We start from the raw sequence: 26390 nt of genomic DNA on the forward strand, positions 1-26390 counted from the left end.
TGCGATGAGGGGCGGGGTGGGCACCATTGATGGTCCATCGGAGTCAAGGTGCAGGCTCTCCCGGGCTTCCATCCTGCTGGCATTGGGAATCTTTTCCATTACCGGTTCTGCCCTGATTGTTACCTACTGGGTGGCTGAACGGACTCTCTTCAGGTCTGTCCAGCAGCGGCTGCTGGATCCGGACATCATCCTGATGGATCTGCGCATGCCAAAGGTTGATGGCTTTGGGACCACCCGCAGAATTCGTGAGCAGGCCGGCAACACGGTGCGGCCCTGGATCGTCGCGGTCACCGCCAACATTCGTGACTGCGACCGTGACGAGGCCTTGGCCAGCGGCATGAATGATTTCATTGGTAAGCCCATCAGGGTCGAGTCCCTGCAAGCCGCCCTGTCCCGGGCCCACGCGGCTGTACTGGCCAAGTGAGTGTGGCTCGGTTCTCAGCCCGGCAGGCTTGTTCCGGACAGCCTGGCCTGCTTCAGGGCCGCTTCAGCCCGTTGGAACAGGTCCTTGAAGCTGGTGTCGTCGCTGCTGGCGCAAGCCGTGCCCAAGCTGACGGGAAGAGGATGGCGGACTCCCCCCACCAGCCAGCCCTGGAGAGCCAAGCCGGAACGGAAGCCCTCTGCCTGGGCTACCGCCTCCTGCCCCACCAAGCCTGTCTGCAACACGGCGAACTCGTCATCACTCACACGCCCGAAGAGGGCGCTCTCCCCAAAGTCCGATTGCAGTTGTCTGGCCAGCTCCTGAAGCAACCGATCGCCCTGTTGTTGGCCGAATCGTGTGCAGAAATCATGGAAGTCATCCAGACCGAAGATCATCAGGGTCAACGGTTCTCCGTACTCCCTTTGCCGCCGGAACTCGTTCAGACCTGCATCGAAGAAGGGTCTTCGGTTCTTGAGGCCCGTGAGGGAGCAGAGGTAACTGTTGCGCCGCGATTCCATGTGCTGGATCACCATCCCAGCAAGGTCCTGCAGCAGTTGTTGTTCGTTGCCGGCGAGTTGCCTCGGCTGGGGGCTGATCACGCACAGGGTGCCGAGGTTGAAGCCGGAGTGGGTCCGCAACGGCACCCCGGCATAGAAGCGGATGTTGGGGTTCCCCGTCACCAGGGGATTGTCCTTGAAACGCTCGTCCGCACTGGCGTCATTGACGACCAGGACCTCATTGCCGCAGATGGCGTGGGCACAGAAGGCCACATCCCTGGGCGTTTCACGCGCCTCCAGACCCACCCGGGAGAGAAACCACTGCCGCTGGCGATCGACCAGGGAAATCAGGGCCGTCGGCACGCCCAGCATCTGGCTGGCCAGGCGTGTGATGCGATTGAAGTCCTCATCGGACTCCGCATCCAGAATGTGTTGCTCGTCGAGGGCCGCCTGGCGCTCAGCCTCGTTGTCCGGTACGGGGTAGGCGGTCATCGCGTAGAGCAGGACGCAGGGGGGACCGGGACGCCGCCGTTCGGCCGTCTATCCCACAACTTGCAGTATGTCCTGTCCTGGTGAGGTCCCGTCCCGGGCTGGTCGCGCGGCGCTTCAGGGAAGCCACGGCGCCTCGCTGAAATCCGGCTCGCGCTTTTCAAGAAAGGCGTTGCGCCCTTCCTGCCCTTCTTCCGTGCGATAAAACAGATGGGTGGCCTGGCCCGCCAGCTCCTGAATGCCGGCCATGCCGTCGGTTTCGGCATTGAAGGCTGCCTTGAGGCAGCGAATCGCTGTGGGACTGTGCTGCAGGATCTCCAGGCCCCAGCGCACTCCTTCCGCCTCCAGCTCCTCCAACGGCACCACCGCATTGACGAGCCCCATGGCCAGGGCCTGGCTGGCGTCGTAGCGGCGGCAGAGAAACCAGATTTCGCGTGCCTTGCGCTGCCCCACCACGCGGGCGAGGTAGCCGGCGCCGAAGCCGCCATCGAAGCTGCCCACCCGCGGGCCCGTCTGGCCGAACACCGCGTTCTCCGCCGCCAGGCTGAGATCGCAGAGCAGATGAAGCACCTGCCCGCCACCGATCGCATAGCCCGCCACCAGGGCGATCACCACCTTGGGCAGCGAACGGATCAGCCGCTGCAGGTCGAGCACATTCAGCCGCGGCAGGCCGCTGGCATCGAGGTAGCCGCCATCGCCGCGCACGCTCTGGTCGCCACCGGAGCAGAAGGCATAGCCGCCATCGGCGGCCGGCCCGACACCGGTGAACAGCACCACGCCGATGCTGGGATCGTCGCGTACGCGCGAGAAGGCATCGCACAGCTCCTGCACCGTGAGCGGGCGAAAAGCATTGCGCTTGGCCGGCCGGTTGATCGCAATGCGGGCCATCCCCTGCGCGCAGGTGTCGAAGCGGATGTCGGTGTAGGTGGCAGCCGGCGTCCAGAGCACCGGAGCTGTGCCGGGCAGCACGGGGTCCGCCGGCGCGGGCTGGGAGGGAGGTGCGGCGGAATCGGGGCGCATCAGGCCTGACAACGGCAGCGGCTTCGGCTCATTCTGCGGAGCCGTGGGCCGGCTCATGCTGGGGAGCCAGGCGCCAGCGCGGCCCGCAGCTGCTGGCGCAGGCGGGCATCCGCCTGGCGATCGGTGCGCAGCTCCAGCAGGGCCAGGGGCTGGGGCAGCGCCCAGGCCAGTGCCTCCTCCAGCTCCTCCAGCTGAGCCACGCGCCGCACGGGCACGCCATGCAACACCGCCAGGGCGGCCTGATCGAGGCTCTGCGGCATGGCGAACAGGCGCTCAAAATCGAAGGGCGCGGCAACCTCCGGCGGAACGGGCGAGGCGCCGGAGGTGCGTATTGGCAGCTGCTCAAAAATGCCGCCACCGCCGTTGTCGATCAGCACCACGGTGAGGCGTCCGCGCAGCTGCTGGCGCCAGAGCCAGCCGTTGCTGTCGTGCAGGAGGGCGAGGTCGCCGCAGAGGAGCAGCAGGGATCCGGCGCTTTCCGCCAGGCCGGCCGCCAGCGAGAGGGTGCCGTCGATACCGGAGGCTCCGCGGAAGCCGAACAGCGGCCGGGGCGCGCCCGCCTGCGGAGCAAAGCTTTCCCAGTCGCGCACGGGGCTGCTGCTGGCCAGCATCACCGGCAGCTGCGGCGGCAACAGCAGGCTCAGGGCCCGGGCGACGGCGGGTTCATTGGCAGCACCCGTGGCCGGCAGGGCCTGACTGAGCCCGGCCTGCACCGTGTGCTCCAGCTCCATCCAGCGCCGTTTCCAGGCGCGGTTGGCCGCGGGCGGCTCCCCCGCCCAGAGCGCCGCAGGCAGCGCCCGGCACCAGGCCGCCAGCCCATGGCCGAAGCGGTGGCTGGCAGTGCCGAGCGGATCGAGATCGCGCGGGTCGCTCTCGCTGATCACCAGCTGGCAACCGCACTGGCGCCCGATCCAGTGCTGCAGCCGGCGGCTGGCGGGCAGGGGCCCGAGCCGCAGCAACTGGGACACCTGCAACGGCTCCGTGGGCTCCTCCAGCAGCAGGTCGTAGCCCGCCACCAGCTCCAGCAGCGGCTGACCCCGCAGGCCCGAAAGGCCATCAGCGAGCAGGGGCCAGCCGCTGCGCAACTGCCAGCGTTGCAGGGCCTGCAGGTGGGCCGGCCACTGCTCCGGGGCACCGCGCCAGGGCCCGGCCACGATCACGCCGGGCTGATCGGGATCCAGCAGCGGCAAGGCTTCCGAGGTCACGGACGGCTCCGGCTGAACCCCCACCACCCTGTCGCTGGGCGTGCGGGCCATCAGCAACGCGATGGCGGCGGCCGAGGGATGGAGCGGCTCCTCGAAGGCCAGGTTGAGGTGCACAGGGCCGGCCGGGTGGCCGATGGCCTCCTGCCAGGCCCGCTGCGCGAGCGCCTGCAGGCTGGCGGGCGTCATCACGGCCAGTCCCTCGGCAGCGCCAGCACCGGCCCAGCGGCAGCTGCAGCGCAAAAAGTCCTCCTGGTTCACCGTCTGGTTGGCGCCGCGCCCCTTCAACCGCTGGGGCCGGTCGGCGCTGAGCAGCAGCAGCGGAATCGCGCCATGGTCGGCTTCCACCGCCGCCGGCAGCAGGTTGGCCACCGCCGTACCGGACGTGGTGATCACCGCCGCCGGCAGGCCATCGGCGCGGCTCAGCCCCAGCGCGAAGAACGCAGCGGAGCGCTCATCGATCGCGGTGTACAGCCGCAGGCCTTCGTCTTCGGCCTCCAGCAGGCCGGCCGCTATCGCCAGCGGCGCCGAGCGGCTGCCGGGGCAGAGCACGAGCCGCCCCAGTCCCAGCTGCCGGAAGGCGAGCAGCAGCGCATGGGCCGCGCCCAGATTCGCCGCAGCGTGAGCGTCGGTGCCCGCTGGGGCATGGCTGCCGAGGCCGTCGTTGCCGCTCACCGGGGCCCATGACTGTTCAGGATGGCCTGATCATGCCCACGACCGGAGCCCCCCGACATGAGCGTCACTCCCACCGGCGGCAGCTCTCCGGACGGAGGCCGCGCCGGGCTGCTGCGCCAGGTCGGACTGTTGCTGCTGTGGGTGGGCGTGGCGCTGCTGCTGCGCTGGGCGGTGATCGAACCCCGCTGGATCCCCTCCGGCTCCATGCTGCCCACCCTTCAGCTCAACGACCGGGTGCTGGTGGAGAAACTGCGGGCTCGCCTGCACCGGCCCCTGCCGGTGGGCACGATCGTCGTGTTCCACCCTCCCGACGCCTTGCTGGCGGCCGGCTACGACCCCGCTGCCGCCCTGATCAAGCGGGTGGTGGGAGCGGCGGGGGATCGGATCGCCGTCCATGACGGCCAGCTGATCCGCAACGGCCAGCCGGTGCCGGAGCCGTGGCGGGCCGAGCCGATCGCCTACGAGCTGGCGCCGCTCGCCGTGCCGCCTGATTGCCTGCTGGTCATGGGCGACAACCGCAATGCCAGCCTCGATTCGCACCTCTGGGGCCCCCTGCCGGCCGACCATGTGATCGGCACCGCCGTGTTCCGCTACTGGCCCTGGAACAAACTCGGACCCATACGGTTCTCCCCCTCTGCGGCCATGGGTTGACCCGGAGAGCTGCGTTATGGTGCAGGCCGTGACGCAGAGCACACCGGAGATGTTCAACCCGGAGTTCCTGACGACCGACAGCGAATCAATCAGCGGCAACTCGCTGATCCAGTACCTGCAGGAGCAATCTCCGGACGTTTTGCAGCGTGTGGCCCGATCCGCCAGCGGCGACATTCAGGACATCATCCGCCACAACGTTCAGGGCCTGCTGGGCATGCTGCCGGGCGAGCAGTTTGAAGTGAAGATCCAGGCCAGTCGCGACAATCTCGCTGGCCTGCTGGCCTCCGCGATGATGACGGGTTACTTCCTGCGCCAGATGGAGCAGCGTATGGAGCTGGAGAGCAGCCTGTTCGGTGAAGGCACCCTTGATGCCGACCCCGGCGAGCTGAGCCTCTGAGCCCAGAGCCCCGCTGGGCTCTCCAGATCCGGGCTGATCAGCCCTTTCCGGCGGCTTGAGGCTCCGCTGCCGGCACCTCCGGCACCACGCCCCAACGCACAAGGGCGCTGTCGATGCCGGCAAGGAATTCCCACGATCCGCTGGAGGGCGCCCACGGGCGTTGCTCCAGGGCATCGGCGAGACGCTGGAGATCCTCCTGGGTGGACGCCACAGGTGCCGCGTAGTGGGCAGGCACCACCTGGCGAATGCTTGGCAGCTGGGCGAGCCGCCGCAGCCAAGCCACCAGGGCGGTGCGGGCCCTGGGAAACACCAGCCGCTCCAACACCGGCGCCACCTGCAGAGGATGGGCATCACCGCCCAGCAGCGCCTCGAATTCAGTCTCCCAACCGGGCTGCCAGCGAAAGGGGTAGAGGCCGAAGTAGGCCTTTGCGGCGCGCAGCCCCGGCCGGAAGCTGCCGGCGATCACCTCTGGCCAGGGTCGCACCTCCAGCGCGGACGGCCGCAGGTAGGAGGCGAACAGCACCAGCCGCATCCAGCCGCGCCGCCGTTGCTCCTGGCCATCGCAGAGCGGCTCGGCGCCCTGCTCGCGGGCATGGAACAGCAGGGGCGTGGGATCGGTGCTGAAGATCTCCGGCGGTTCGCTGGAGATGGCCACCAGCGCATCGGTGACGAGCAGGCTGCCGCTGGCCCGGTGCAGGCAGGCCACTTCCACGAAGGTGCCGAGGCCCAGGTCCAGCGGGCCAAGCATCTCCCATTGCAGCTGCTCGGCGTGGGGCAGGCCCTGCTCGAACAGCACCCGGGTGCGGCCAGCGGGAAATCCGAGCCAGGGCAGGGGCAGCGGCAGCGGAAAGCTCCACTGGCACGGGCTCACCCACACGGTGGCGGCAGGAAAGGCCCGGGCCATCGCCGGCACCGGCAGCTTGTGCTCCAGCCCTGAGCTGGTGGGCAGCACGATCGTGCGCACCGGCCCATAGCGGGCTTCGAGCTCGCGCAGGCTGTGCAGCAGCTCCTGGGTGGGCGCCACTGGCGCGTAGAGCAGCAGCCCATCGGTGAGGCGTGCCACGGTCATGCGGATCGGCACCGCCACGTAGAGCACGCCCTGCAGTTGCTCGAAACTCCAGATCTGGCCAGGCACAAGCTCGCGCACCAGGGTGCGGCGACGGCCATAGGGATAGAGCGGCAGCAGCGGCCACCAGGGCCACCCCTGCCGCAGCCTCGGCGTGGGGGGCAGGCCGTTGGAGGCTCTCACTGCCGCAGCTGCGCCATCAGCCCATGGCGGGGCGCGAAGAGGAAGCTGGCCAGGAAGAGGCAGGTCTGGACCACCACGATGCAGCCGCCGGTGGAGGCATCCAGCCAGTAGCTCCAGTAGATGCCGACCACACTGGAGAGCATGGCGGAGCCGACGGCGATCCAGGTCATCCTGTCGAAGCGATCGGTGAGCAGGTGAGCCGTGGCCCCCGGGGTGACCAGCATGGCCACCACCAGGATGATGCCCACGGTCTGCAGGCCGGCCACCGCCGCCAATGACAGCACCGCCAGCAGCAGGTAATGCAGCACGCCGGTGTGGATGCCGATCGAACGGGCGTGGGTGGGATCGAAGCAGAACAGAATCAGGTCACGGCGCAGCAGCAGCAGCACCGCCAGCACCAGGCCGCAGATCCAGAGCGTCTGCTGAATGTCAGCGGGGCTGATGCCCAGCACATTGCCGAAGAGGATGTGGGTGAGATCGATGCTGCTGCGCACCTTCGACACCAGGATCAGGCCGAAGGCGAAGAATCCGGTGAACACCAGCCCGATCACGGTGTCTTCCTTGATGCGCGTCATCTGCTTGATGTAGCCGATCACCGCCACCGATCCCACGCCGAACACGAAGGCGCCGAGGGCGAAGGGCAGGTTGAGGGCATAGGCGATCACCACGCCGGGCATCACCGCATGGGACACCGCATCGCCCATCAGCGCCCAGCCTTTGAGGGTCATGTAGCAGGAGAGCAGGCCGCAGACGGAGGCCACGAGCATGCTCACCAGCAGGGCCCGCTGCATGAAGGCATGCTGCAACGGTTCGGTGAGCCAGGGGAGCGCGTCCATCACAGGTCGCCCTCACCGGACGGATCCGGCGGGGTGATCGTGAGCGAATCGAGCGGTCCGCCGCCGAAGGTGCGGGCCACGTTCTCCTGCGTGAACACCTCGGAGGTGTCGCCGTAAGCGAGCACGGTCTTATTGATCAGCACCACGTCGTCGCAGAAGCCGGTGACGTGGCTCAGATCGTGGGTGGAGATCAGCAGCGTGCGGCCTTCCTGGCGGAACTGCTGGAACAGCTGGATCAGCAGCTTCTCGGTGCGGATGTCCACGCCGGCGAAGGGTTCATCGAGCAGCATCACTGACGCCTCCTGGGCAAGGGCTCGGGCGACGAAAGCCCGCTTGCGCTGGCCCCCCGAGAGCTGACCGATCTGGCGGTGGCGCAACGGCCAGAGCTCCACCCGCTCCAGGCTCTCACGCACGGCCTGGTGGTCGCTCCGACGAGGAATGCGCAGCAGGTTCATGGTGCCGTAGCGGCCCATCATCACCACGTTCGCCACGCTCACCGGGAAGTTCCAGTCGACGCTTTCGGTCTGCGGCACATAGGCCACCGCCTGCTGTCGCAGGGCTTCACGCAGGGGCACGCCGTTGATGGCGATGGTGCCGCGCGAAGGGTTCACGAACCCCATCAGCGCCTTGAACAGGGTGGATTTGCCGGCGCCGTTCATGCCGACGAGGGCGCAGATGCTGCCGGCGTAGGCCCGCAGCGACACGTCATGCAGAGCCACCACGCCGTTGTAGGCGTAGCAGAGGTTGTCGACGACGATGCGCTCCTGGGCCGGACGGTGCTTAGGCGGGCGGGGCGGGCGGTGTTGCATCGGCTCAGCGCCCCTTGAGTCCGTTGATCAGTGTGGATACATTGTGCCGCTGCAGCTCCAGCAGGGAGGAGGCCGGGCCACCTTCAGGCGACAGGGAATCCACGAAGAAAACACCGGCAAAGCGGCTGCCGCTCTCCGCCGCCACCTGCTTCTGCGCCTCTGCCGACACTGTGCTTTCGCAGAACACCGCCGGCACCTGGCGCTCTCGGACCGTGGCGATCAGGCGGGCCATGCGCTGCGGGGTGACCTGGGATTCGGCATTGACAGGCCAGAGGTAGGCCTCGGTGAGGCCGTAATCGCGGGCGAGGTAGGAGAAGGCGCCTTCGCAGGTGGCCAGCAGGCGGTGCTGGGGCGGCAGGGTGGCCAGATCGCGGCGCAGGTCCCTGTCGAGGGCGCGCAGCTCAGCGCGGTAGGCCTCGGCGTTGCGCTTGAAATCGGCCGCATGGGCGGGGGCGAGCTGGGTGAAGGCCTTGCGCATGTTCTCCACATAAACCTCCGCCAGCCAGGGCGACATCCAGGCGTGCGGATTGGGCTTGCCGGCGTAGGCATCCCCGGCGATCGGCAAGGGCTCGATGCCGTCGGTGAGCACCACCCGCGGCACGTCCGGCAGGCCGGAGAGAAACCGATCGGCCCAGCGCTCGAGGCCGAAGCCGTTGACCAGCACCAGCTGGGCCCCCTCAGCCCGCCGCAGATCGCTGGGAGTGGGTTCGTAGCCGTGGATCTCGGCGCCCGGCCGGGTGATCGACTCCACCTGCAGGTGGTCGCCGGCCACCTGGCGGGCCATGTCGGCCAGGATTGTGAACGTGGTGAGCACGCGCGGTTTCCCTTGCGTCGCTGCGGCCCCTGGCGTGCCAGCCGCGGAGGTGCCGGGGGCCGGAGTCCGCTCGGCCGGACGCGGCGACGGCGTGCAACCCAGCAGGGCGCCACTGGTGAGCATCAGCACGCCACAAAGGGCCAGGGCAGGACGCCTGAGAATCGAGCGGGCCGCCATCAACGGCGCAACGTCAAACACGAAAATGGTCTAAGTGAACACAAGCGGCGCTGACGTAACCGTTGCTGGTGCGGCACGTGCCTGCGGCAGCGGAGGCGCTGCCGGGCCAGAAGAAAAGGCCCCCGCCGCAGCGGAGGCCTTCAGGGGTGCAGGTGCCAGGGGAGGTGGCCCCCGGCGGCTGGCGACAGAGGCTGGCTCAGCCGATCGCCGGAGCCTGCAGCGCCACCGGCACCGACTCCAGCAGGGCCAGGTCGAGCGGGAAGTTGTGGGCATTGCGCTCGTGCATCACCTCAAAGCCGAGGTTGCCGCGGTTGAGCACATCGGCCCAGGTGTTGATCACCCGGCCCTGGGCATCCAGCACCGACTGGTTGAAGTTGAACCCGTTCAGGTTGAAGGCCATCGTGCTCACGCCCAGGGCGGTGAACCAGATGCCCACCACCGGCCAGGCAGCCAGGAAGAAGTGCAGGCTGCGGCTGTTGTTGAAGGAGGCGTACTGGAAGATCAGGCGACCGAAGTAGCCGTGAGCAGCCACGATGTTGTAGGTCTCTTCTTCTTGGCCGAACTTGTAGCCGTAGTTCTGGCTCTCGCTTTCGGTCGTCTCACGCACCAGCGAGCTGGTAACGAGCGAACCGTGCATGGCCGAGAACAGGGAGCCGCCGAACACACCAGCCACACCCAGCATGTGGAAGGGGTGCATCAGGATGTTGTGCTCCGCCTGGAACACCAGCATGAAGTTGAAGGTGCCGGAGATGCCGAGGGGCATGCCGTCAGAGAAGGAACCCTGACCGAAGGGGTAGATCAGGAACACCGCGAAAGCGGCCGAGAGCGGCGCGCTGTAGGCGACGCAGATCCAGGGGCGCATGCCGAGGCGGTAGGAGAGTTCCCACTGCCGGCCCATGTAGCAGGAGATGCCGATCAGGAAGTGGAACACCACCAACTGATAGGGGCCGCCGTTGTAGAGCCACTCATCGAGGCTCACGGCTTGCCAGATGGGATAGAAGTGCAGGCCGATGGCGTTGCTGGAAGGAACAACGGCGCCGGAGATGATGTTGTTGCCGTACAGGAAGGAACCGGCAACGGGCTCCCGGATGCCGTCGATGTCGACGGGAGGAGCGGCGATGAAGGCGATGATGAAGCAGATCGTGGCTGCCAGGAGGCAGGGGATCATCAGCACACCGAACCAACCGATGTAAATCCGGTTGTCGGTGGAGGTGACCCACTGACAGAAGCTCTCCCAGGAGCTGAGACGTCCGCTGCGAACAGCCGTGGCCATTGGAGGTAAGAGGACGGAAGGAAACGGCTTCTTCACCCTCCACTCGCCTCAGGCAGCAACGGAAAATCCGCCAGCATCCGCAGCGAGAGAGCAGCAAAAAACACCGTACAAAAACGCTAAGGAAGAGCAGCCGAAGCGAGGCACGCGGCCTCCATCTCTTCGCAGATGTTCAACAGAAGCGCTCCGAACTTCACGCAACTACATCATTCAGTAGATCAAACGCAACAATCCCCAGCCCTAAGCCCTCAGCCAAAATCCCTAGGCCCCTAGGCCGTGGCCTGGCGCAGCACCCACTGACGGCCCTGGTGGAGGAACGCCGGCCAGTCGAGCCGTTCGCTCTCGGCGGCCCGTGCCACCAGCAGGGGGGCCTGCAGACGGATCGCCTGCAGATCCGCCTCCGCCACGCCGCTGCTGAGGGCCAGCACATCGGCCATCGCCCGGGCCACCACCCGGGTGAGGTAGGCACCGCTGAGCGCCTGCAGGCTGCTGCCCACCAGCCAGGCGCTGCCCTCCAGCCGCATCACGCTGGCGAGGGCCTGGCCGGTCCACTCCACCACCCCCAGCGCCAGGGCAGCACGGGCCAGTTCGGTGGCCGCCGCCCGCAGCTGCTCCATCCCCCAGGGGCAATCCCACAGCCGGGCCATCTCCTGCAGCATCAGCCCGTTGGCCACGGCCAGCACCAGCAGATCCACGCTGGGCAGCGGTGCGGCGAACACGCCGGTGGCCACCAGCCACTGGGTGCGTTGCACGAGCGCCTTGCAGCGCTCACGCCGCAGGCGCTCCAGTAAACCCTGCCATTCGCCGTGCAGCCGTTCGAGCTGGCGCTGCTCGGTGCGGTGCAGCAGCGCGTGGCCCTGCTGGCGGAGCTCCTGGGCCAAGGGCGTCAGGGCAGCAGGCAGGGCCTCGGGCTGGCCGCTCCAGGGCAGCAGCCGCTCCCGCAGAGGCGCCAGCAGCTGGGCCTGCAGATCGGCCACCAGCTGCGGCTCCTCACCCACCACCAGCAGCCAGACGGGCTGGCCGGCAGGCAGCGTCTCCAGCCAGCGCAGATCGGCGGCCTGCAGCGGCGGGTGCACCGCATGAAGCAGCAGGTCGCAGCGGGGGAAGGGGGCCGGCCAGCTCCAATCGGGGCTGTGGGACGCCAGCGGATGGCCCCAATGCAGGGTGATCGGCAGGGGCGCGCGCACGCCCTCCACCAGCGGGCCCTCCAGGGCACGCTCCAGCGGACGCAGGCCCACCAGCCCCAGATCGAGGGCCTGGCGGTGTTGGCGGCCACGCAGCTGCTGGAGCTGGTCGCGGCGCTGCTGCTGGGCCGCCTGGAAGGTGTCGGAGGCGGTCGTGCTGGCGCTCTCCAGCTGCTCGAACTGGGGCAACAGCCCCTCACAGCGTTCGATCCAGCCGTTCCAGGAGCTGGGCAGCTGGGGCGTGATCGGGCCGCGTGGGCGCCGCCACCACCACCAGGCACCGGCTGCCGCAAGCAGGGGGAGGCCGCCCGAGAGGGGGGTGTGCAGGCTGTCGAGCAGCAGCCAACCGCCGAGCACGGCCGCGGCAGGGGCCGCCACCGGCAGGAAGGGAATCAGGCCGCGCCAGGAAGCGGCCTCCAGGGGGCGAGCGGAAGAAGGCAAGGAGAGCAACGCCCGCTGCGAACGAACGTCAGCATCTTTAGCTCAGCTCCTCTCCCCTGCCCAGGGGCTCAATAGGTTGGGGGCAACCGAGCCAGGCCCGGGGGCCTCTCCGATGACGGCTGAGCGGATCCGTCCCGACACGGGCGCCCAGACCCCGAAGGACGTGGCCGACGGGGGGCTGGCCCGTGAAGGCGCCGCCCATGGAGACGCGCCCCGCTCGGCCGTGGCCGACAACCGCGAAGCGGTGAACACGGTGCTGCTGATCGCCTTGAGCGTGAACGTGGCGATGAGCTTCCTGAAACTGTTCGTGGGGCTGTGGAGCGGTTCGCTGGCGGTGCTGGCCGATGCGATGCACAGCGCCACCGATGGCCTCTCCAGCCTGCTGGGGGTGATCACCAACAGCCTTTCCGATCCACTCCCCGACCGCGACCACCCCTACGGGCACCACAAATACGAAGGCATCGGCGCCCTGGCGATCGCGGTGTTCATCCTGTTCGCCTGCATCGAGATCCTGCAGTCGGCGGCGCAACGGGTGCTGGGCGGGCTGGAACCGCTGCGGCTGGAGAACGGCGCCTTCGTGCTGCTGGTGGTGTCGCTGCTGGGCAATATCCTGCTGGCCAGCTACGAACGGCAGCAGGGGCTGCGGCTCAAGAGCGCCCTGCTGCTGGCGGATGCCCACCACACCACCAGTGACATCTGGACCACCTTGATGGTGCTGGCCGGCCTCGGCGGCGCCAGGATGTTTGGGCTCAACTGGCTGGATGTGGCGGTGGCGGCGCCCCTGGCCCTGCTGCTGGTGCTCTCCTGCTGGCAGGTGGTGCGCACCAACCTGCCCTGGTTGGTGGATCACATCGCCATCGCCCCCGAGGCGATCCACACGGTGGCCATGGCGGTGCCGGGGGTGTTGAACTGCCACGACATCGCCAGCCGCGGGGTGCTCGGCCAGCAGGTGTTCATCGACATGCACATGGTGGTGGACGCCGACGACCTGCCCACCGCCCACCGCATCACCGAACGGGTGGAGGAACGGCTGGAGGAACGCTTCGGACCAGTGCGCTGCACGATTCACCTGGAACCGCGCGAATATGCGCGTTCGGAGATCACCTTTCGCGGAGCCCATGGCTGATCGCAACCGTGAGCTGATCGCACTGCTCACGCCCCGCCAGCAGGTGCGCGTGAGCCAGTTGCTGCTGGAGCAGCAGGGCCATGCCAGCTGGCACGGCGGCGTGCCGGTGCTGGTTCTCGATCGCTGCTGGCTGCGGCTGCGGGTCACACCGGTGGAACACCTGGCCCGGCTGTTGCCGCCCGACAGCACGGCGGAGGCGCCGGAACTCGTGCGTTTCCGCGAACTGCGCCAGCAGGGGTTCAGCGAAGGCGCCGCCCAGGGCCGCTGCTGGGAGGAGTTCGGACCCGCGGCCTGCCAGCTCGCCCTGCACCGCCACTGGCAGGCCCTGGAGGGCCCTCATCACGGCTGGACGCTGGCCGCCTACCTGGCCTTCCTGCGCACCTACCGCGAGCTGTTCGCGGCCGGCCAGGAGCGGCCGCTGCCGCTGGTGGTGCTGGGCCGGCGCGGCAGCCAGGAGCCGCACCGCATCCACTGGCTGGTGGAGACCGGAGCCCTTGATGCGGCACACTTGCCCCCTGATTGAAGGCTTGCGGCCATGGCCGACCTGGAGAACGCATCGGTGCCCACAGACGCGATGCCCACCGACTCTGTGACCACCGAAGCGGTGACCACAGACGTGGTCACCACCGACGTGGTGACCGTTGAGGCTGGGCAACAGGTGCAACGCCGGGGCGGTGGTCGCCCGCCGGGCGGTGGCAGGAAAGCCGGCAGCCACCGCGAGAGTGGCGGCCTGCGCATCCGCCTGAGCGAGAACGAGCAACGGGCCGCCAAGGTGGTGCAGGAGGCCTTCCAGCTGCGTTCCACGATCGCGGCGCTGGGCTTTTCGATCCGCACCGTGGCCCAGCTGCTGGAGCAGGGTGCGCTCGATGCACTGGTGGCCGAGATGCGCGCCCAGGCGGGCAACCGGCCGGAACGCAGCCGCCCCGAAGGCGGGCGCTCAGAAACGGGCCGCTATGGCGAAGGCGGTGAAGGCCGGCGTGGCCGGCGCGAGGGCTCCGGAGAAGGACGTCCGGAGGGGCGCGGCGAGCGCCGCGTGATCAGCCGGCCCGATCCCTTCGCCCGCCCGAGCCGGCCGGAGCCGGTGCGTGAGCCCGAGCCAGTGGCCGAAGCCAGCGCCCCCGCTGAGGAACCCACCCTGGCCGATGACGCTGCAGACACCAGCAGCCCACACACCAACGACGCCGAGGCGCTGCCCACCGACGCCGAGACGCAGCTGTGACGCTTCGGCCACGTGTGCTCTCGGGCGTGCAACCCACCGGATCGCTGCACCTGGGCAACTGGCTGGGGGCGATCCGCAACTGGGTGCAACTGCAGGACAGCCACGACACATTTTTCTGTGTGGTGGATCTGCACGCGATCACGGTGCCGCACGATCCCGCCCTGCTGGCGGAGGCCACGCGCCGCACCGCCGCCCTCTACCTGGCCTGCGGCATTGATCCACAGCGCTCCACGGTGTTCGTGCAGAGCCAGGTTCCGGCGCACAGTGAGCTCACCTGGCTGCTGAACTGCGTCACGCCGCTGAACTGGCTGGAGCGCATGATCCAGTTCAAGGAGAAGGCACGCAAGCAGGGCGACAACGTGTCGGTGGGGCTGCTCGATTACCCCGTGCTGATGGCTGCCGACATCCTTCTTTATGACGCCGATCTGGTGCCGGTGGGCGAAGACCAGAAGCAGCATCTGGAGCTCGCCCGCGACATCGCCCAGCAGCGCATCAATGCCCGCTTCGCGCCGGAAGACCAGCCGCTGCTGAAGGTGCCCGAGCCGTTGATCCTGGCGGAGGGTGCGCGAGTGATGAGCCTGATCGACGGCCGCAGCAAGATGAGCAAGAGCGAACCGAATGAGGGCTCACGCCTGCACCTGCTCGATCCGCCCGAGCTGATCACCAGAAAGATCAAACGCGCCAAGACCGATCCGGTGATGGGGCTGGAATTCGGCAACCCCGAACGCCCCGAAGCCGACAACCTGCTCGGGCTCTTCGCCCTGCTCAGCGGCAAGACACGGGACACCGCTGCCGCCGAATGCGCCGCGATGGGCTGGGGACAGTTCAAGCCATTGCTGGCGGAAGCCGCTGTGGCCGCCCTGCAGCCGCTGCAGGAGCGTTATGCCGAGATTCGCCGCGACGAGGCCTACCTGAGCGAAGTGCTGCGCGAGGGCAAGGAGCGGGCGGCAGCCGTGGCCACTGCCACGCTGGAGCGTGTGAAGGCAGCCCTTGGCTTCTTGCCGGCGGCCTGATCAGGAGGGCGATGCCGCGTTCCTTGAAGACTGACGTTGCGTTTACCCAAGCCGATGCAGACATAGCCCCTGGCGTGCCTGCTTTGCTGAGCAGTGAGTGGCACGATGCGACTGATAAACCTTTCGCCATGATTAACACAACGGAGCCAAACTGGAAATCGTGAGGATTGACTGGGGCAACCTATGGCTTCACGCTCCTCTTCGCCTTGGTCGCGCGGGAGCAGTCAGGCTGCGGTAAGCCGCTCAAGGCTCCCGGTACACCACGCGACCACGTTCATCATTGCCCACATCGAGCAGATGCTCATGCAGCAGCTCTTCGATTTCGGTGCGCACGGCGTCGTGGTCGGTGCCGGCAGGCAGGGTTACCGCGAGGATCGCGTCATTGAGGGTGAAGCCAACACTGCCGGAACTGCGGGCCAGCACGAGCAACTGGCGCGCCAACGGCTCCGGGCGGTTGGTGTCGGCTTTGGCGAGGGCTTCCTGCAACACCAGCGGTTGGTTGGCCTGCTCGATCATCGAGCTGATCAGCAGCGCATCAATCAGTTGGCCGATGCCGCAGAAGCCAAAGGTGAGCAGCCACAACACCCCGCTCAGCGGCTTGCGGGCGTAAAAGCGATGCAGACCGCACAGGCCGACGAAGCCGCATGCCCAGAACAGATAGCCGAGTGCCACGTGGCGTCGCTCGATCAGGGGGCTCGCCATGCTCAAAACCAGCGATGCTCACAGCGGATCCCCGATGCTATCGGGGCTCTGGCTGGGCTCCGGCCTGGCGTGGTGTCATCCGTCTCCAGGGGGCGGCGGGGGGAACAGGGCCGGTTTCTGGCGGTCCGGGGGCAGGGTCACCCCCGCCTCCCGCAAGGCTGCCGACAAACCCCACACCTTCATCACAAGGCGGTGCCACGGGGCCATTGCCTGCATGTCGAGGGCGAGGGTTTCACTCATGGCGCCGCGCAGTGCTCGTGCCGCCATCAACTCCTGCAACGAGCGCGTAAGCATGGCATCAAAATCCCGCTGCTCCGTGGGCCCCAGCACTGTTTCCGGGCAATAGGCCAGCAGATCTTGGCCCCGCTCGAACCAACGCTGAAAATCATCCAGCAACGAATCGAGCACTTGATTGAGCAGCGGGCCAGCTCCCGCAGGCTGCGAAAACGGTGAGGAAGAGTCGGGAATCGGTGTGCTCCAGCTCGTGGACAGCCTAGGAACACAGCCCGCTTTCGGCAGAGCGGCGGCTGGCGTACTGGCGCAAACTGTGGTGCGCCGGACCCACGCTTGCAGGTGCAACGCAGGATCAGCCAAGGCGGCGGCCACATCCGTGCGAGATCGCGCGGCTCCGGGCGGAGTGGCTCGGATGGGAGACCGAGGCGGGGCCTTAGGCCGTGCATGCTCTGCCGCAGTCCGGCGCTTGATTCTGTGGCTCCAGCCAACGGCCGCTACAGCTTTCAGCAGCGGCTGAGGAACAGAACGGGCATGGGGCCGCTTCGGCTGATCTCACGTGTCAGCGTCACATCAGAACGATCGAAGAAATCCAGGTGTGTGCTCCATGAGGGCACATCTGTGGCAGCGCTTGTGTTGTTGGCAAGCTGGATGCTGACCCAATACCACTGGTCAGAATTGCTGGATACGCCGTAGAGAACGTTCTTGTCTGAATAATGGGCAAGTATATGATTGCCAGGTCTGTAACAGCTGCAGATCGGGATGGCGTGGATCGTTCCGGTCAAACGTAATGGTTCCCTCCGGCACCATGCTCCAATCCAGCGAAGAATAGGCTCCTACCCTGCGCAGCCGATTGTCGCTGTCAAGCATGGAGGTGGCAGCGATCGCCAGCGCGTCGGTGCCATCACGCAAAGTCCGGAGATTAGTGACGCGATCCCTTACCAACAGATTGAACCTGTGGGGATGCACAGCAAGGCCATGGCCCAAGAGGGTGGTGGGATCCAGAGAATGAGAAAGCACCTGTTCCTTCTGCCTAGAACGAGTGATCCAGTAGAGGCGATTACACGAGCTCAGCCCAAAGAGCAATGCATTCGCCGGCGCGGCACCGGCCACGCCACTGAGCACGGTCCTGGACGCAGCTGCGCCCCTGGATCCAGCCACCTTGTCGCTGAATCGGGTTCTCCGCTTCCAGCCCTGCCTGGCAGTGCCCGCAGATTCGGTCACTCGTCCAGCAGCACAGACACTTCTGAGGTTTTTAGCCTTCTCTCAACGTCCCACCTGAGACAGGCCTCCTAGCGCCAGGGGCTCCGAAGCGGCCGGCCAGCGGCAACCGCCGCACCCAGGGGATGGCAGCGTTCCTATCACTAGGAGGATCAACAGCCGATGCTTAGAGTTGAGGGTCTTCTGGCCCGTTGCCGTGCCTACCGCTTCCCCTGCCGCCGAGCCCGCCAGCCGCTCTGGGGAAACGGTCACCACCCCGGTGCTGCTGCCCAAAACGAGCGAAAGCTCCCAGCTGCTCAAAATTCGCCACTCGATGAGCCACGTGCTGGCCATGGCGGTGCAGAAGCTGTTTCCCCGGGCGCAGGTCACGATCGGCCCCTGGACCGAATCCGGCTTCTATTACGACTTCGACCATCCCGAACCCTTCACCGAAGCCGATCTCAAGGCGATCAAGAAGGAGATGGGCAAGATCATCGGCCGCCGCTTGCCGCTGGAGCGCATCGAGGTGAGCCGCGCGGAAGCGGAAGCGCGCATCTCGGCCCAGAACGAGCCCTACAAGCTGGAAATTCTCGCGGGCCTCACCGAGCCGATCACCCTCTACACGCTCGGCGAGGAGTGGTGGGATCTCTGCGCCGGGCCCCACGTGGCCAACACCAGCGAGTTGAATCCCAAGGCCTTCGAGCTGGAAAGCGTGGCCGGCGCCTACTGGCGCGGCGATGAGAAACGTGCCCAGCTGCAGCGCATCTATGGCACCGCCTGGGAAACAGCCGAGCAGCTGGCAGAGCACCAGCGCCGCAAGCAGGAGGCTCTGCGCCGCGATCACCGCCGGCTCGGCATCGACCTCGACCTCTTCTCCATCGAAGACGAGGCCGGTGCCGGCCTGGTGTTCTGGCATCCGCGCGGCGCCCGCATGCGGCTGCTGATCGAGGATTTCTGGCGGCAGGCGCACTTCGCCTCCGGCTACGAGCTGCTTTACACGCCCCATGTGGCCGATCTGAGCCTCTGGAAAACCTCCGGGCACCTGGATTTCTACCGGGAGAGCATGTTCGGCCCGATGGATGTGGATGAGCGGCAGTTCCAGCTCAAGCCGATGAACTGCCCCTTCCACGTGCTCACCTACGCCAACACCCTGCGCTCCTACAAGGAACTGCCGATCCGCTGGGCGGAGCTGGGCACGGTGTACCGCTACGAGCGGCCAGGGGTGATGCACGGTCTGATGCGCGTGCGCGGCTTCACCCAGGACGACGCCCACATCTTCTGTCTGCCCGAGCAGATCGGCGATGAAATCCTCGGTGTGCTCAACCTCACCGAAACCATCCTCTCCACCTTCGATTTCCAGAACTACGAAGTTCATCTCTCCACCCGGCCAGAGAAATCGATCGGCGAAGATGCCGTATGGGAGCTGGCCACCGCCGGCCTGGTGGAGGCGCTCGATCGCAAGGGCTGGGCCTACAAGATCGATGAAGGGGGCGGCGCGTTCTACGGCCCCAAGATCGATATCAAGATCGAGGATGCGATCGGCCGGTTATGGCAATGCTCCACGATTCAGCTGGATTTCAACCTGCCCGAACGCTTCGATCTGCACTACGTGGCCGCCGATGGCCAGCGGGCGCGGCCGATCATGATTCACCGCGCCATCTTCGGCTCGCTGGAGCGCTTCTTCGGCATCCTGGTGGAAAACTACGCCGGTGATTTCCCGTTCTGGCTGGCACCGGAGCAGATCCGTCTGCTGCCGGTCACCGATGAGGTGCTGCCCTATGCCCACACCGTGCTCGCCCAGCTCAACGCCGCTGGAGTGAGAGCCACGCTGGATCGCAGCGGAGAACGGCTCGGCAAGCTGATCCGAAAGGGCGAGCAGATGAAGATTCCGCTGCTGGGCGTGATCGGCACCCAGGAAGCTGAGCAGGGCAGCGTCAACCTGCGCAGCCGCCGCAACGGTGATCTTGGCGCGGTGGCCCTGGCCGAGCTGCTGGCCGCAGCCGCCCAGGCCAACAGCGTGCGTGCGGCGGGTCTGGAGTTGCCGGTCGGCTGAGCCCTGGGCCCTGCGGCGCATCGTCACCGGGCCTGGCAGCATCCCACCACGGCGCACCTTCCCCATGCCCATCCTGCTGGCCGGCGATATCGGCGGCACCAAAACCCTGCTCGCCACCTATGCCGTGCGGGAGGGTCAGCTGGTGCAGCTGCGCTCGGCCCGCTATGCCTCGGCCGCCTGGAGCGACTTCAGCGCCATGGTGCGTCACTTCCTGGCCGAAGGTGCCCAGGGCACAGAAACAGGTCCGCCCCGCCAGGCCTGCTTCGCGGTAGCGGGGCCGGTGCAGAACGGCCAGGTGAAGCTCACCAACCTCGCCTGGCATCTCGATGCCGGCGCCCTGGCCAAGGCCTGCGCGTTCGAGGCCGTGGAGCTGGTGAACGACTTCGCCGTGCTGATCCATGGCCTGCCCCATCTTTCGCCCGAGCAGCAGCAACCGCTGCGCGGCAACGCCCACCCGGCTGCCGCCGCTGCCACGGGGCCGGTGGCCGTGCTCGGCGCCGGCACCGGCCTGGGGGTGGCGATCGGCGTGCCCGGCCCGCACGGCCCGATCGCCCTGGCCAGCGAAGCGGCCCATGCCGCCTTTGCGCCGCGCCAGGAGCAGGAATGGCGCCTGCGCCAATGGCTGCTCAACGAGCTGGAACTGGAGCGTGTCTCGATCGAGCGGGTGGTGAGCGGCACCGGGCTCGGCCATGTGGCGCGCTGGATGCTGCGGGAGCGCGATCCGGGCGGCAGCCACCCGTTGCACGCCCCGGCCGAGGCCTGGTGGCAGGCGGAGAGGCAGGGGCTGGCGGAGCGGCCGGATCTGCCGGCCCTGGTGGCCCAGGCGGCCCTGGCCGGGGAGGCGCTCGCTGCAGCGGCGCTCGATCTCTGGCTTGGGGCCTACGGCAGCGCCGCCGGCGACCTGGCCCTGCAGACGCTCTGCAGCGGCGGCCTGTGGGTGGGCGGCGGCACGGCCGCCAAGCTGCTGCCCCAGCTGCGTTCTCCCGTCTTCCTGGAGGCCTTCGGGGCGAAGGGGCGGCTCTCGCCGGTGCTGAAGACGATTCCGCTGCGGGCGCTGGTGGATCCGGGGGCTGGCCTGTTCAGCGCCGCCTGCCGCGCCCGCACCTTGATGGGCTGAGCGCAGGGCCGGAATGGCGGGCGTGGAGCAGCGGGCCTGTATCGGCGCGCACCGGCGAATGGGACACTGAACCCATCACGGTCAGCAGGAAGGGAAGGAACGCATGGTCAGGCCCCGCATCGGGCAGGGAGTGGCGGTGGATGTCCCCGCCACCACCGCCAACCTGGGGCCGGGGTTCGATTGTCTCGGCGCCGCCCTCGATCTCAACAACCACTTCCAGCTCACCTGCATCGAGGGGGATGGTGAGCGCTTCGAGCTGATCATCGAAGGCAGCGAGGGCGCCCACCTGCGCGGCGGCCCCGACAACCTCATGTACCGCTCGGCACAGCGGGTGTGGAAAGAGGCGGGCGAACAGCCGGTGGCGCTCGAAGCGCGGGTGCGGTTGGCGGTGCCACCGGCGCGAGGCCTGGGCAGCAGTGCCACCGCAATCGTGGCCGGCCTGATCGGCGCCAATGCGCTGGTGGGAGAACCGCTCAGCCGCGAGAAGCTGCTGGAGCTGGCGATTGACATCGAAGGCCACCCCGACAACGTGGTGCCCTCCCTGCTCGGCGGCCTCTGCATGACGGCCAAGGCGGCGTCGCACCGCTGGCGCGTTGTGCGCTGTGAATGGCATGAAGCGGTGAAGGCCGTGGTGGCGATCCCGGCGATACGGCTTTCCACCAGCGAGGCGCGCCGGGCCATGCCGCGGGTGGTGCCGATCCCCGATGCGGTGGTGAACCTCGGCTCGCTCACCCTGCTGCTGCAGGGCCTGCGCACCGGCAGCGGCGATCTGATCGCCGATGGCATGCACGACCGTCTGCATGAGCCCTACCGCTGGGGCCTGATCCAGGGCGGCCGGCAGGTGCGGGAGGCGGCGCTGAACGCAGGGGCTTGGGGGTGTGTGATCAGCGGTGCCGGTCCGACGCTGCTGGCGCTCAGCAACCGCGACCAGGCCGCAGCGGTGGGCCGGGCGATGACCCAGGCCTGGGAACGGGAAGGGGTGGCCTCGCGCTTTCAGGTGCTGGATCTGCATCTGGGCGGCAGCCGCTGGGAGCCCTTGCCCGACCGCAACTGAACCCGGAGTTCGCCACAATTCCCGCCGACGCCACGGCGGATCCCTGCTGCGATCCGTGTCCACAGCCCTGTTGAGTAGAACTACTCAGCACCGTGCGTGTAACTGATAAATTCTCCGGGTTGCACCGCCCCAGCGGCGGCCCGAACGTTCCCCTCGCAGGCTGAAATGGACGCCAATCTGCCCCTGACGGCCGCGTCCTCTCTCCCTGCAGACTTTCCCTGGCTCACGCTGATCGCCCTGATCCCGGCGGCGGGGGCCCTGTTGATGCCCCTGGTGCCCGGCGATGGCACCGATCCGCGCGCTCCCCGCACCATCGCCCTCGGGGTGCTGCTCGTCGACCTCCTGCTGATCCTTTGGGTGTTCAGCCAGCGCTTCGACAGCAGCCTCAGCGGCCTGCAACTGGTGGAGCGGGTGCCCTGGCTGCCCGCCCTCGGCCTGGAATGGTCGCTGGCCGCCGATGGCCTCTCGGCACCTCTCGTGGTGCTCAGCGGCCTGGTCACCCTGCTGGCGGTGGCCGCCAGCTGGAACCTCAACCGCAAGTGCCAGCTTTATTTCGGCTTGCTGCTGCTGCAGGCCTCCGCCCAATCGCTGGTGTTCCTCTCGCAGGATTTCCTGCTCTTCTTCCTGGCCTGGGAACTGGAGCTGGTGCCGGTGTACCTGCTGATCGCCATATGGGGCGGCGCCCAGCGCCAGTACGCGGCCACCAAGTTCATCCTCTACACCGCCACCGCCTCCCTGCTGATCCTGATCAGCGGACTGGCCCTGGCCCTCGGCGGTGACGGTTTCACCCTCAACCTGCAGGAACTCAGTGAGCGCTCCTACGGCGGCAGCTTCGCCCTGCTCTGTTACCTCGGCTTCCTGATCGGCTTCGGCGTGAAGTTGCCGATGTTCCCGCTGCACACCTGGCTGCCGGATGCCCACGGCGAAGCCAATGCGCCGGTGTCGATGCTGCTGGCCGGCGTGTTGCTCAAGATGGGCGGCTACGCCCTGCTGCGCTTCAACGTGCAGATGCTCCCCGACGCCCATCTGCGCCTGGCGCCGGCGTTGATCGTGCTGGGCATTGTCAACATCGTGTATGGCGCGCTCAATGCCTTCGCGCAGGACAACGTCAAACGGCGGATCGCCTGCAGCTCGGTGAGCCACATGGGCTTCGTGTTGCTCGGCATCGGCGCCATCGACACCCTCGGGCTGAGCGGCGCGATGCTTCAGATGATCAGCCACGGCCTGATCGCCGCTTCGATGTTCTTCGTCACCGGTGTGTTCTACGAGCGCACCAAAACCCTGTCGATCCCCAACATGGGCGGCCTGGCCAAGGTGCTTCCGATCACCTTCGCCTTCTTCCTGGCCAGTTCACTGGCCTCGCTGGCGTTGCCTGGAATGAGTGGCTTCATCAGTGAAATCACCGTGTTCCTGGGGGTCACCAGCAACGACAGCTTCACGATCGGCTTCCGTGTGATCACCATCATCCTGGCCGCCATCGGCCTGGTGCTCACCCCCGTCTATCTGCTGTCGATGAGCCGGCGGGTGTTCTTCGGCCCCAGGATTCCGGCCCTGGCCGTGGTGGGTGACATGAAGCCCCGCGAACTGGTGATCGGCCTGGTGCTGCTGGTCCCCACCCTGGCGATAGGCTTCTGGCCCCGCCTGGCCATTGATCTCTATGGCGCCAGCACCAACGCCCTGGCCGAGAAGCTCAGCGCCCACGCCCAGCTGGCCCTTGGCCGGCTTCCCGTCCTGGGCTGAGCCGCCGGCGGCTGCACCGCTGGGGTGAAATGGGTCCACACCACCCCAACGCTCCCCGGCGATGCCATCCACCCTCGAAGCTCCTGTGGCCCTGCTGGTCGGCGAGGGACTGCCTGACTACGCAGCGATCACTCCCGAGCAGGTCAGCGCGCACATGCCCGGCCTGCTGGCCGAGCTCGATCAGCAGCTCGACCGGCTGGAAGCAGAGCTCTCAGCAGCCCTCGAGGCCGACGCTCCGCTGAATTGGCAGCAGGTGATGGGGCCGCTGCAGAGGCTGGGTGAGCGGCTGCGCTGGAGCTGGGGGGTGGTGAGCCACCTCAACGGCGTCTGCAACGGGCCGGAGCTGCGCACTGCCCATGCCGGCCAGCAGGCCGCCGTGGTGGCCTTCGGCAATCGCGTCGGCCAGAGCAGGGTGCTCTACCGGGCGCTGGAAACCCTCCAGGCCAGCAACGACCTCGATGCCACCCAGCAGCGCATCCTCGCGGCCGAACGGCGCGACATGGAGCTGCGCGGCGTGGGGCTGGAAGGCGACGCCCAGGCTGGCTTCAACGCCACCAGCCAGGAGCTGGCCGAGCTCTCCACCCGCTTCGGCAACCAACTGCTCGATGCCACCAACGGCTGGAGCCTGCTGCTCACAGAAGCGGCCGAGGTGGAAGGGTTGCCCGAAAGCCTGCGCGGGCAGCTGGCTCAGGCGGCACGCCAGGCCGATCACCCCGAGGCCAGCGCCGCCGAGGGCCCCTGGCTGCTGGGCCTCGACATGCCCCGCTATGCCCCTTTTCTCAAATACAGCCGCCGCCGTGATCTGCGCGAGCGTCTCTACAAGGCCCATGTGAGCCGGGCCTCCGGCGAAGACGGCGGCAACGGGCCGCTGATTGAGCGGATCCTCACCCTGCGGCGCGAGCAGGCCCAGCGCCTGGGCTACGCCCACTGGGCCGATGTGAGCCTGGCCGCCAAAATGGCCGGCTCGGTGGAGGAGGTGGAGCGGCTGCTGGAGGATCTGCGTGCCGCCGCCCATCCCGTTGCCCTGCAGGAACTGACCGAACTGCGCGCCTGTGCTGACCGCGCCGGCGCCACTGAAGCCGAGGACCTCCAGGCCTGGGATGTGAGCTTCTGGGCGGAAGTCCGCCGGCAGGAAGCCTTCGCGCTCGACAGCGAGGCGCTGCGCCCCTGGTTCCCGCTGCCGCGCGTGCTGGATGGTCTGTTCGGGCTCTGCAACCGCCTGTTCGGCATCCGCATCAACGCCGCCGATGGCGAGGCGCCGGTCTGGCACCCCGATGTGCGCTACTTCCGCGTCGACGACGCCGGCAGCGGCGAAGCCATTGCAGCGTTCTATCTCGACCCTTACAGCCGTCCCGGCAGCAAAAGGGGCGGTGCCTGGATGGATGAATGCCTGGTGCGCAGCGTGACGGACGACGGCCGGCCGGTGCTGCCGGTGGCCTACCTCGTGTGCAACCAGAGCCCGCCGGTGGGTGACACCCCCAGCCTGATGACCTTCGAGGACGTGGAGACCCTCTTCCACGAATTCGGCCATGGTCTTCAGCACATGCTCACCACGGTGGAGCGGCCTCAGGCGGCAGGCATCAACAACGTGGAGTGGGATGCGGTGGAGCTGCCCAGCCAGTTCATGGAGAACTGGTGCTACGACCGCGCCACCCTGCTGGGCATGGCCCGCCACTGGCAGAGCGGCGAGCCCCTGCCCGAAGCGGAGTTCGCCAAGCTGCAGGCGGCCCGCACCTTCATGACCGGCGCCGCCACCCTGCGCCAGGTGCACCTGGCGCTCACCGATCTGCGCCTGCACAGCCAGTGGACCCCTGAGGACGGCCGCTCACCGGAAGCACTGCGCCGTGAGATCGCTGCCACCACCACCGTGATCGCCCCGATCCCTGAAGACGCGCTGCTCTGCTCCTTCGGCCACATCTTCGCCGGCGGCTACGCAGCCGGCTACTACTCCTACAAATGGGCTGAGGTGCTCAGCGCCGATGCTTTCAGCGCCTTCGAGGATGTGGGCCTCGACAACGAGGAGGCCATCCAGGCCACCGGTCGCCGCTTCCGCGCCACGGTGCTGGGGCTGGGGGGCAGCCGCCATCCAGCCGAGGTGTTCGAATCCTTCCGCGGCCGGCAGCCCTCGCCGGAAGCGCTGATCCGGCACTCGGGCCTGGTGGCGGTGGCCTGAACCTGCCTGTTCAGGGGGCCAGCAGCACCTGCCGCAGCGCCTCCAGCGAGCGCGGGTCACTGAGGATGTGCTGGTGCAGGGTGGGCGGCAGCGGTGTGCACGGCCCCACCGGCAGCACGCCCCGCCAGGCCGGTATCACCACCTGGTCCAGAGGCGAGTAGTAGCTCTGGCACTCCACCCCCTCAAGGCCGCTGAGATCCCCGTTGAGCTCGCGCACCAGCGGGCTGCCCAGCTTCATCTCAGCGATGCCGCCCACCAGCCAGGAGGGCCACGGCTGGGCGACGATCGTGCCCTGCTGGGGGCTGCCGACGCTGATGAAACGCCGCGTGCGCTGATGGCCACCCAGCAGCTGGATCCAGGTGCGACCGATCACTCCGCCCATGGAGAAGCCGAGCAGATCAATCGGCTGATCCGGGCCGAAGGCCGCCTCGATGGCCGCTCCGAGCCGCTCCGCCAGAGGCCGCATGCGGGTGGCCCCGAGCCGGTGGGGCAGGTGGGGGATCAGCAGCGGGTCGCGGGCGCCGGCCAGCTGGCGGGTCAGCCGTGCGAACAGCCGTGGGGTGTCCCAGAGACCGTGGACGAGAACAAGGGGGGGAAGCGCCGTCATCGGGCCATCCTGATGGCCGGGGG

At 67.8% G+C, this 26390-nt stretch carries 24 protein-coding genes; 12 read left to right on the plus strand and 12 right to left on the minus strand.

Features of this window, described 5'->3' with window-relative positions; all coding sequences use genetic code 11:
* Nucleotides 1-16 precede the first annotated feature (16 nt).
* Nucleotides 17-424, plus strand: coding sequence for a response regulator (locus KBY86_RS00705; protein WP_255139781.1), 408 nt, complete (start codon nucleotides 17-19; stop codon nucleotides 422-424).
* A gap of 14 nt (nucleotides 425-438) precedes the next feature.
* On the opposite strand, the gene KBY86_RS00710 is transcribed toward KBY86_RS00705, so the two are convergent.
* The 3 genes from KBY86_RS00710 to menD form a co-directional block, all read right to left on the minus strand.
* Nucleotides 439-1410, minus strand: coding sequence for a sensor domain-containing diguanylate cyclase (locus tag KBY86_RS00710; protein ID WP_255139782.1), 972 nt, complete (start codon nucleotides 1408-1410; stop codon nucleotides 439-441).
* 114 nt (nucleotides 1411-1524) lie between these two features.
* Nucleotides 1525-2427: a 1,4-dihydroxy-2-naphthoyl-CoA synthase gene (gene menB, locus KBY86_RS00715; protein ID WP_255139783.1), complete on the minus strand. Its 903-nt coding sequence runs from the start codon at nucleotides 2425-2427 to the stop codon at nucleotides 1525-1527.
* A 53-nt stretch (nucleotides 2428-2480) separates the two neighbouring features.
* On the minus strand, nucleotides 2481-4304 hold the full coding sequence (menD, locus tag KBY86_RS00720) for a 2-succinyl-5-enolpyruvyl-6-hydroxy-3-cyclohexene-1-carboxylic-acid synthase (RefSeq protein ID WP_399220895.1): 1824 nt from the start codon (nucleotides 4302-4304) through the stop codon (nucleotides 2481-2483).
* A gap of 57 nt (nucleotides 4305-4361) precedes the next feature.
* Between menD and lepB the strand changes: the two genes are divergently transcribed.
* Nucleotides 4362-4955 (plus strand): signal peptidase I, encoded by a 594-nt coding sequence (lepB, locus tag KBY86_RS00725; protein ID WP_255139785.1) that lies wholly within the window; start codon nucleotides 4362-4364, stop codon nucleotides 4953-4955.
* Nucleotides 4956-5004: 49 nt separating this feature from the next.
* Entirely contained in the window at nucleotides 5005-5352 is a 348-nt protein-coding gene (locus KBY86_RS00730) for a DUF760 domain-containing protein (RefSeq protein ID WP_094513026.1), read from the plus strand.
* A 37-nt stretch (nucleotides 5353-5389) separates the two neighbouring features.
* Here the strand turns inward: KBY86_RS00730 and KBY86_RS00735 are convergent, their stop codons facing one another.
* The 6 genes from KBY86_RS00735 to KBY86_RS00760 form a co-directional block, all read right to left on the minus strand.
* Nucleotides 5390-6601, minus strand: coding sequence for a DUF4336 domain-containing protein (locus KBY86_RS00735; RefSeq protein WP_255139786.1), 1212 nt, complete (start codon nucleotides 6599-6601; stop codon nucleotides 5390-5392).
* Nucleotides 6598-7437 carry a metal ABC transporter permease gene (locus KBY86_RS00740; protein ID WP_094512901.1) on the minus strand — a complete coding sequence of 280 codons (840 nt, stop codon included), beginning with the start codon at nucleotides 7435-7437 and terminating at the stop codon, nucleotides 6598-6600. The genes KBY86_RS00735 and KBY86_RS00740 overlap by 4 nt, the downstream gene beginning before the upstream one ends.
* On the minus strand, nucleotides 7437-8246 hold the full coding sequence (locus KBY86_RS00745) for a metal ABC transporter ATP-binding protein (protein WP_255139787.1): 810 nt from the start codon (nucleotides 8244-8246) through the stop codon (nucleotides 7437-7439). Before KBY86_RS00745 ends, KBY86_RS00740 begins: the two co-directional genes overlap by 1 nt.
* A 4-nt stretch (nucleotides 8247-8250) precedes the next feature.
* Entirely contained in the window at nucleotides 8251-9183 is a 933-nt protein-coding gene (locus KBY86_RS00750; RefSeq protein ID WP_261347328.1) for a metal ABC transporter substrate-binding protein, read from the minus strand.
* A gap of 250 nt (nucleotides 9184-9433) precedes the next feature.
* Nucleotides 9434-10510, minus strand: a complete 1077-nt coding sequence (psbA, locus tag KBY86_RS00755) for a photosystem II q(b) protein (protein ID WP_094512903.1) — start codon at nucleotides 10508-10510, stop codon at nucleotides 9434-9436.
* Between the two features lie 266 nt (nucleotides 10511-10776).
* A complete protein-coding gene (locus KBY86_RS00760) occupies nucleotides 10777-12132 on the minus strand; it encodes a YcjF family protein (protein WP_255139789.1) in 1356 nt (451 codons plus the stop codon).
* 112 nt (nucleotides 12133-12244) lie between these two features.
* On the opposite strand from KBY86_RS00760, the gene KBY86_RS00765 reads away from it, so the two are divergent.
* Genes KBY86_RS00765 through trpS form a run of 4 tightly spaced genes read left to right on the plus strand, consistent with a single transcriptional unit; the run spans nucleotide 12245 to nucleotide 15490 of the window.
* Nucleotides 12245-13258 (plus strand): cation diffusion facilitator family transporter, encoded by a 1014-nt coding sequence (locus KBY86_RS00765; protein WP_255139790.1) that lies wholly within the window; start codon nucleotides 12245-12247, stop codon nucleotides 13256-13258.
* Nucleotides 13251-13781: a hypothetical protein gene (locus KBY86_RS00770; RefSeq protein WP_255139791.1), complete on the plus strand. Its 531-nt coding sequence runs from the start codon at nucleotides 13251-13253 to the stop codon at nucleotides 13779-13781. The genes KBY86_RS00765 and KBY86_RS00770 overlap by 8 nt, the downstream gene beginning before the upstream one ends.
* Nucleotides 13782-13832: 51 nt before the next feature.
* The gene (locus KBY86_RS00775) at nucleotides 13833-14477 is read left to right on the plus strand and encodes a hypothetical protein (RefSeq protein ID WP_255139792.1); all 645 of its coding nucleotides are present in this window, start codon (nucleotides 13833-13835) and stop codon (nucleotides 14475-14477) included.
* Complete coding sequence (gene trpS, locus KBY86_RS00780; RefSeq protein ID WP_094512906.1) at nucleotides 14474-15490, plus strand: tryptophan--tRNA ligase; 1017 nt, start codon at nucleotides 14474-14476, stop codon at nucleotides 15488-15490. Before KBY86_RS00775 ends, trpS begins: the two co-directional genes overlap by 4 nt.
* Nucleotides 15491-15733: 243 nt before the next feature.
* Here trpS and KBY86_RS00785 read toward each other — a convergent pair whose 3' ends face one another.
* Both KBY86_RS00785 and KBY86_RS00790 read right to left on the minus strand, forming a co-directional pair.
* Entirely contained in the window at nucleotides 15734-16192 is a 459-nt protein-coding gene (locus KBY86_RS00785; RefSeq protein ID WP_094512907.1) for a TM2 domain-containing protein, read from the minus strand.
* A gap of 75 nt (nucleotides 16193-16267) precedes the next feature.
* Nucleotides 16268-16600, minus strand: a complete 333-nt coding sequence (locus tag KBY86_RS00790) for a DUF2605 family protein (RefSeq protein WP_233132991.1) — start codon at nucleotides 16598-16600, stop codon at nucleotides 16268-16270.
* A gap of 1240 nt (nucleotides 16601-17840) precedes the next feature.
* On the opposite strand from KBY86_RS00790, the gene thrS reads away from it, so the two are divergent.
* From thrS to KBY86_RS00815, 5 genes are all read left to right on the plus strand, one after another.
* Nucleotides 17841-19676: a threonine--tRNA ligase gene (thrS, locus tag KBY86_RS00795; protein WP_255139794.1), complete on the plus strand. Its 1836-nt coding sequence runs from the start codon at nucleotides 17841-17843 to the stop codon at nucleotides 19674-19676.
* Nucleotides 19677-19740: 64 nt separating this feature from the next.
* The gene (locus KBY86_RS00800) at nucleotides 19741-20793 is read left to right on the plus strand and encodes a glucokinase (RefSeq protein WP_094512908.1); all 1053 of its coding nucleotides are present in this window, start codon (nucleotides 19741-19743) and stop codon (nucleotides 20791-20793) included.
* Nucleotides 20794-20896: 103 nt separating this feature from the next.
* Entirely contained in the window at nucleotides 20897-21847 is a 951-nt protein-coding gene (thrB, locus tag KBY86_RS00805) for a homoserine kinase (RefSeq protein ID WP_094512909.1), read from the plus strand.
* Nucleotides 21848-22012: 165 nt separating this feature from the next.
* Complete coding sequence (locus tag KBY86_RS00810) at nucleotides 22013-23587, plus strand: NAD(P)H-quinone oxidoreductase subunit 4 (RefSeq protein ID WP_255139795.1); 1575 nt, start codon at nucleotides 22013-22015, stop codon at nucleotides 23585-23587.
* Between the two features lie 61 nt (nucleotides 23588-23648).
* Complete coding sequence (locus tag KBY86_RS00815) at nucleotides 23649-25760, plus strand: M3 family metallopeptidase (RefSeq protein ID WP_255139796.1); 2112 nt, start codon at nucleotides 23649-23651, stop codon at nucleotides 25758-25760.
* A 10-nt stretch (nucleotides 25761-25770) separates the two neighbouring features.
* On the opposite strand, the gene KBY86_RS00820 is transcribed toward KBY86_RS00815, so the two are convergent.
* A complete protein-coding gene (locus KBY86_RS00820; protein WP_094512912.1) occupies nucleotides 25771-26367 on the minus strand; it encodes a triacylglycerol lipase in 597 nt (198 codons plus the stop codon).
* Nucleotides 26368-26390 lie beyond the last annotated feature (23 nt).

The sequence above is a fragment of the Synechococcus sp. Lug-A genome (assembly GCF_024345655.1).
GTDB lineage: Bacteria > Cyanobacteriota > Cyanobacteriia > PCC-6307 > Cyanobiaceae > MW101C3.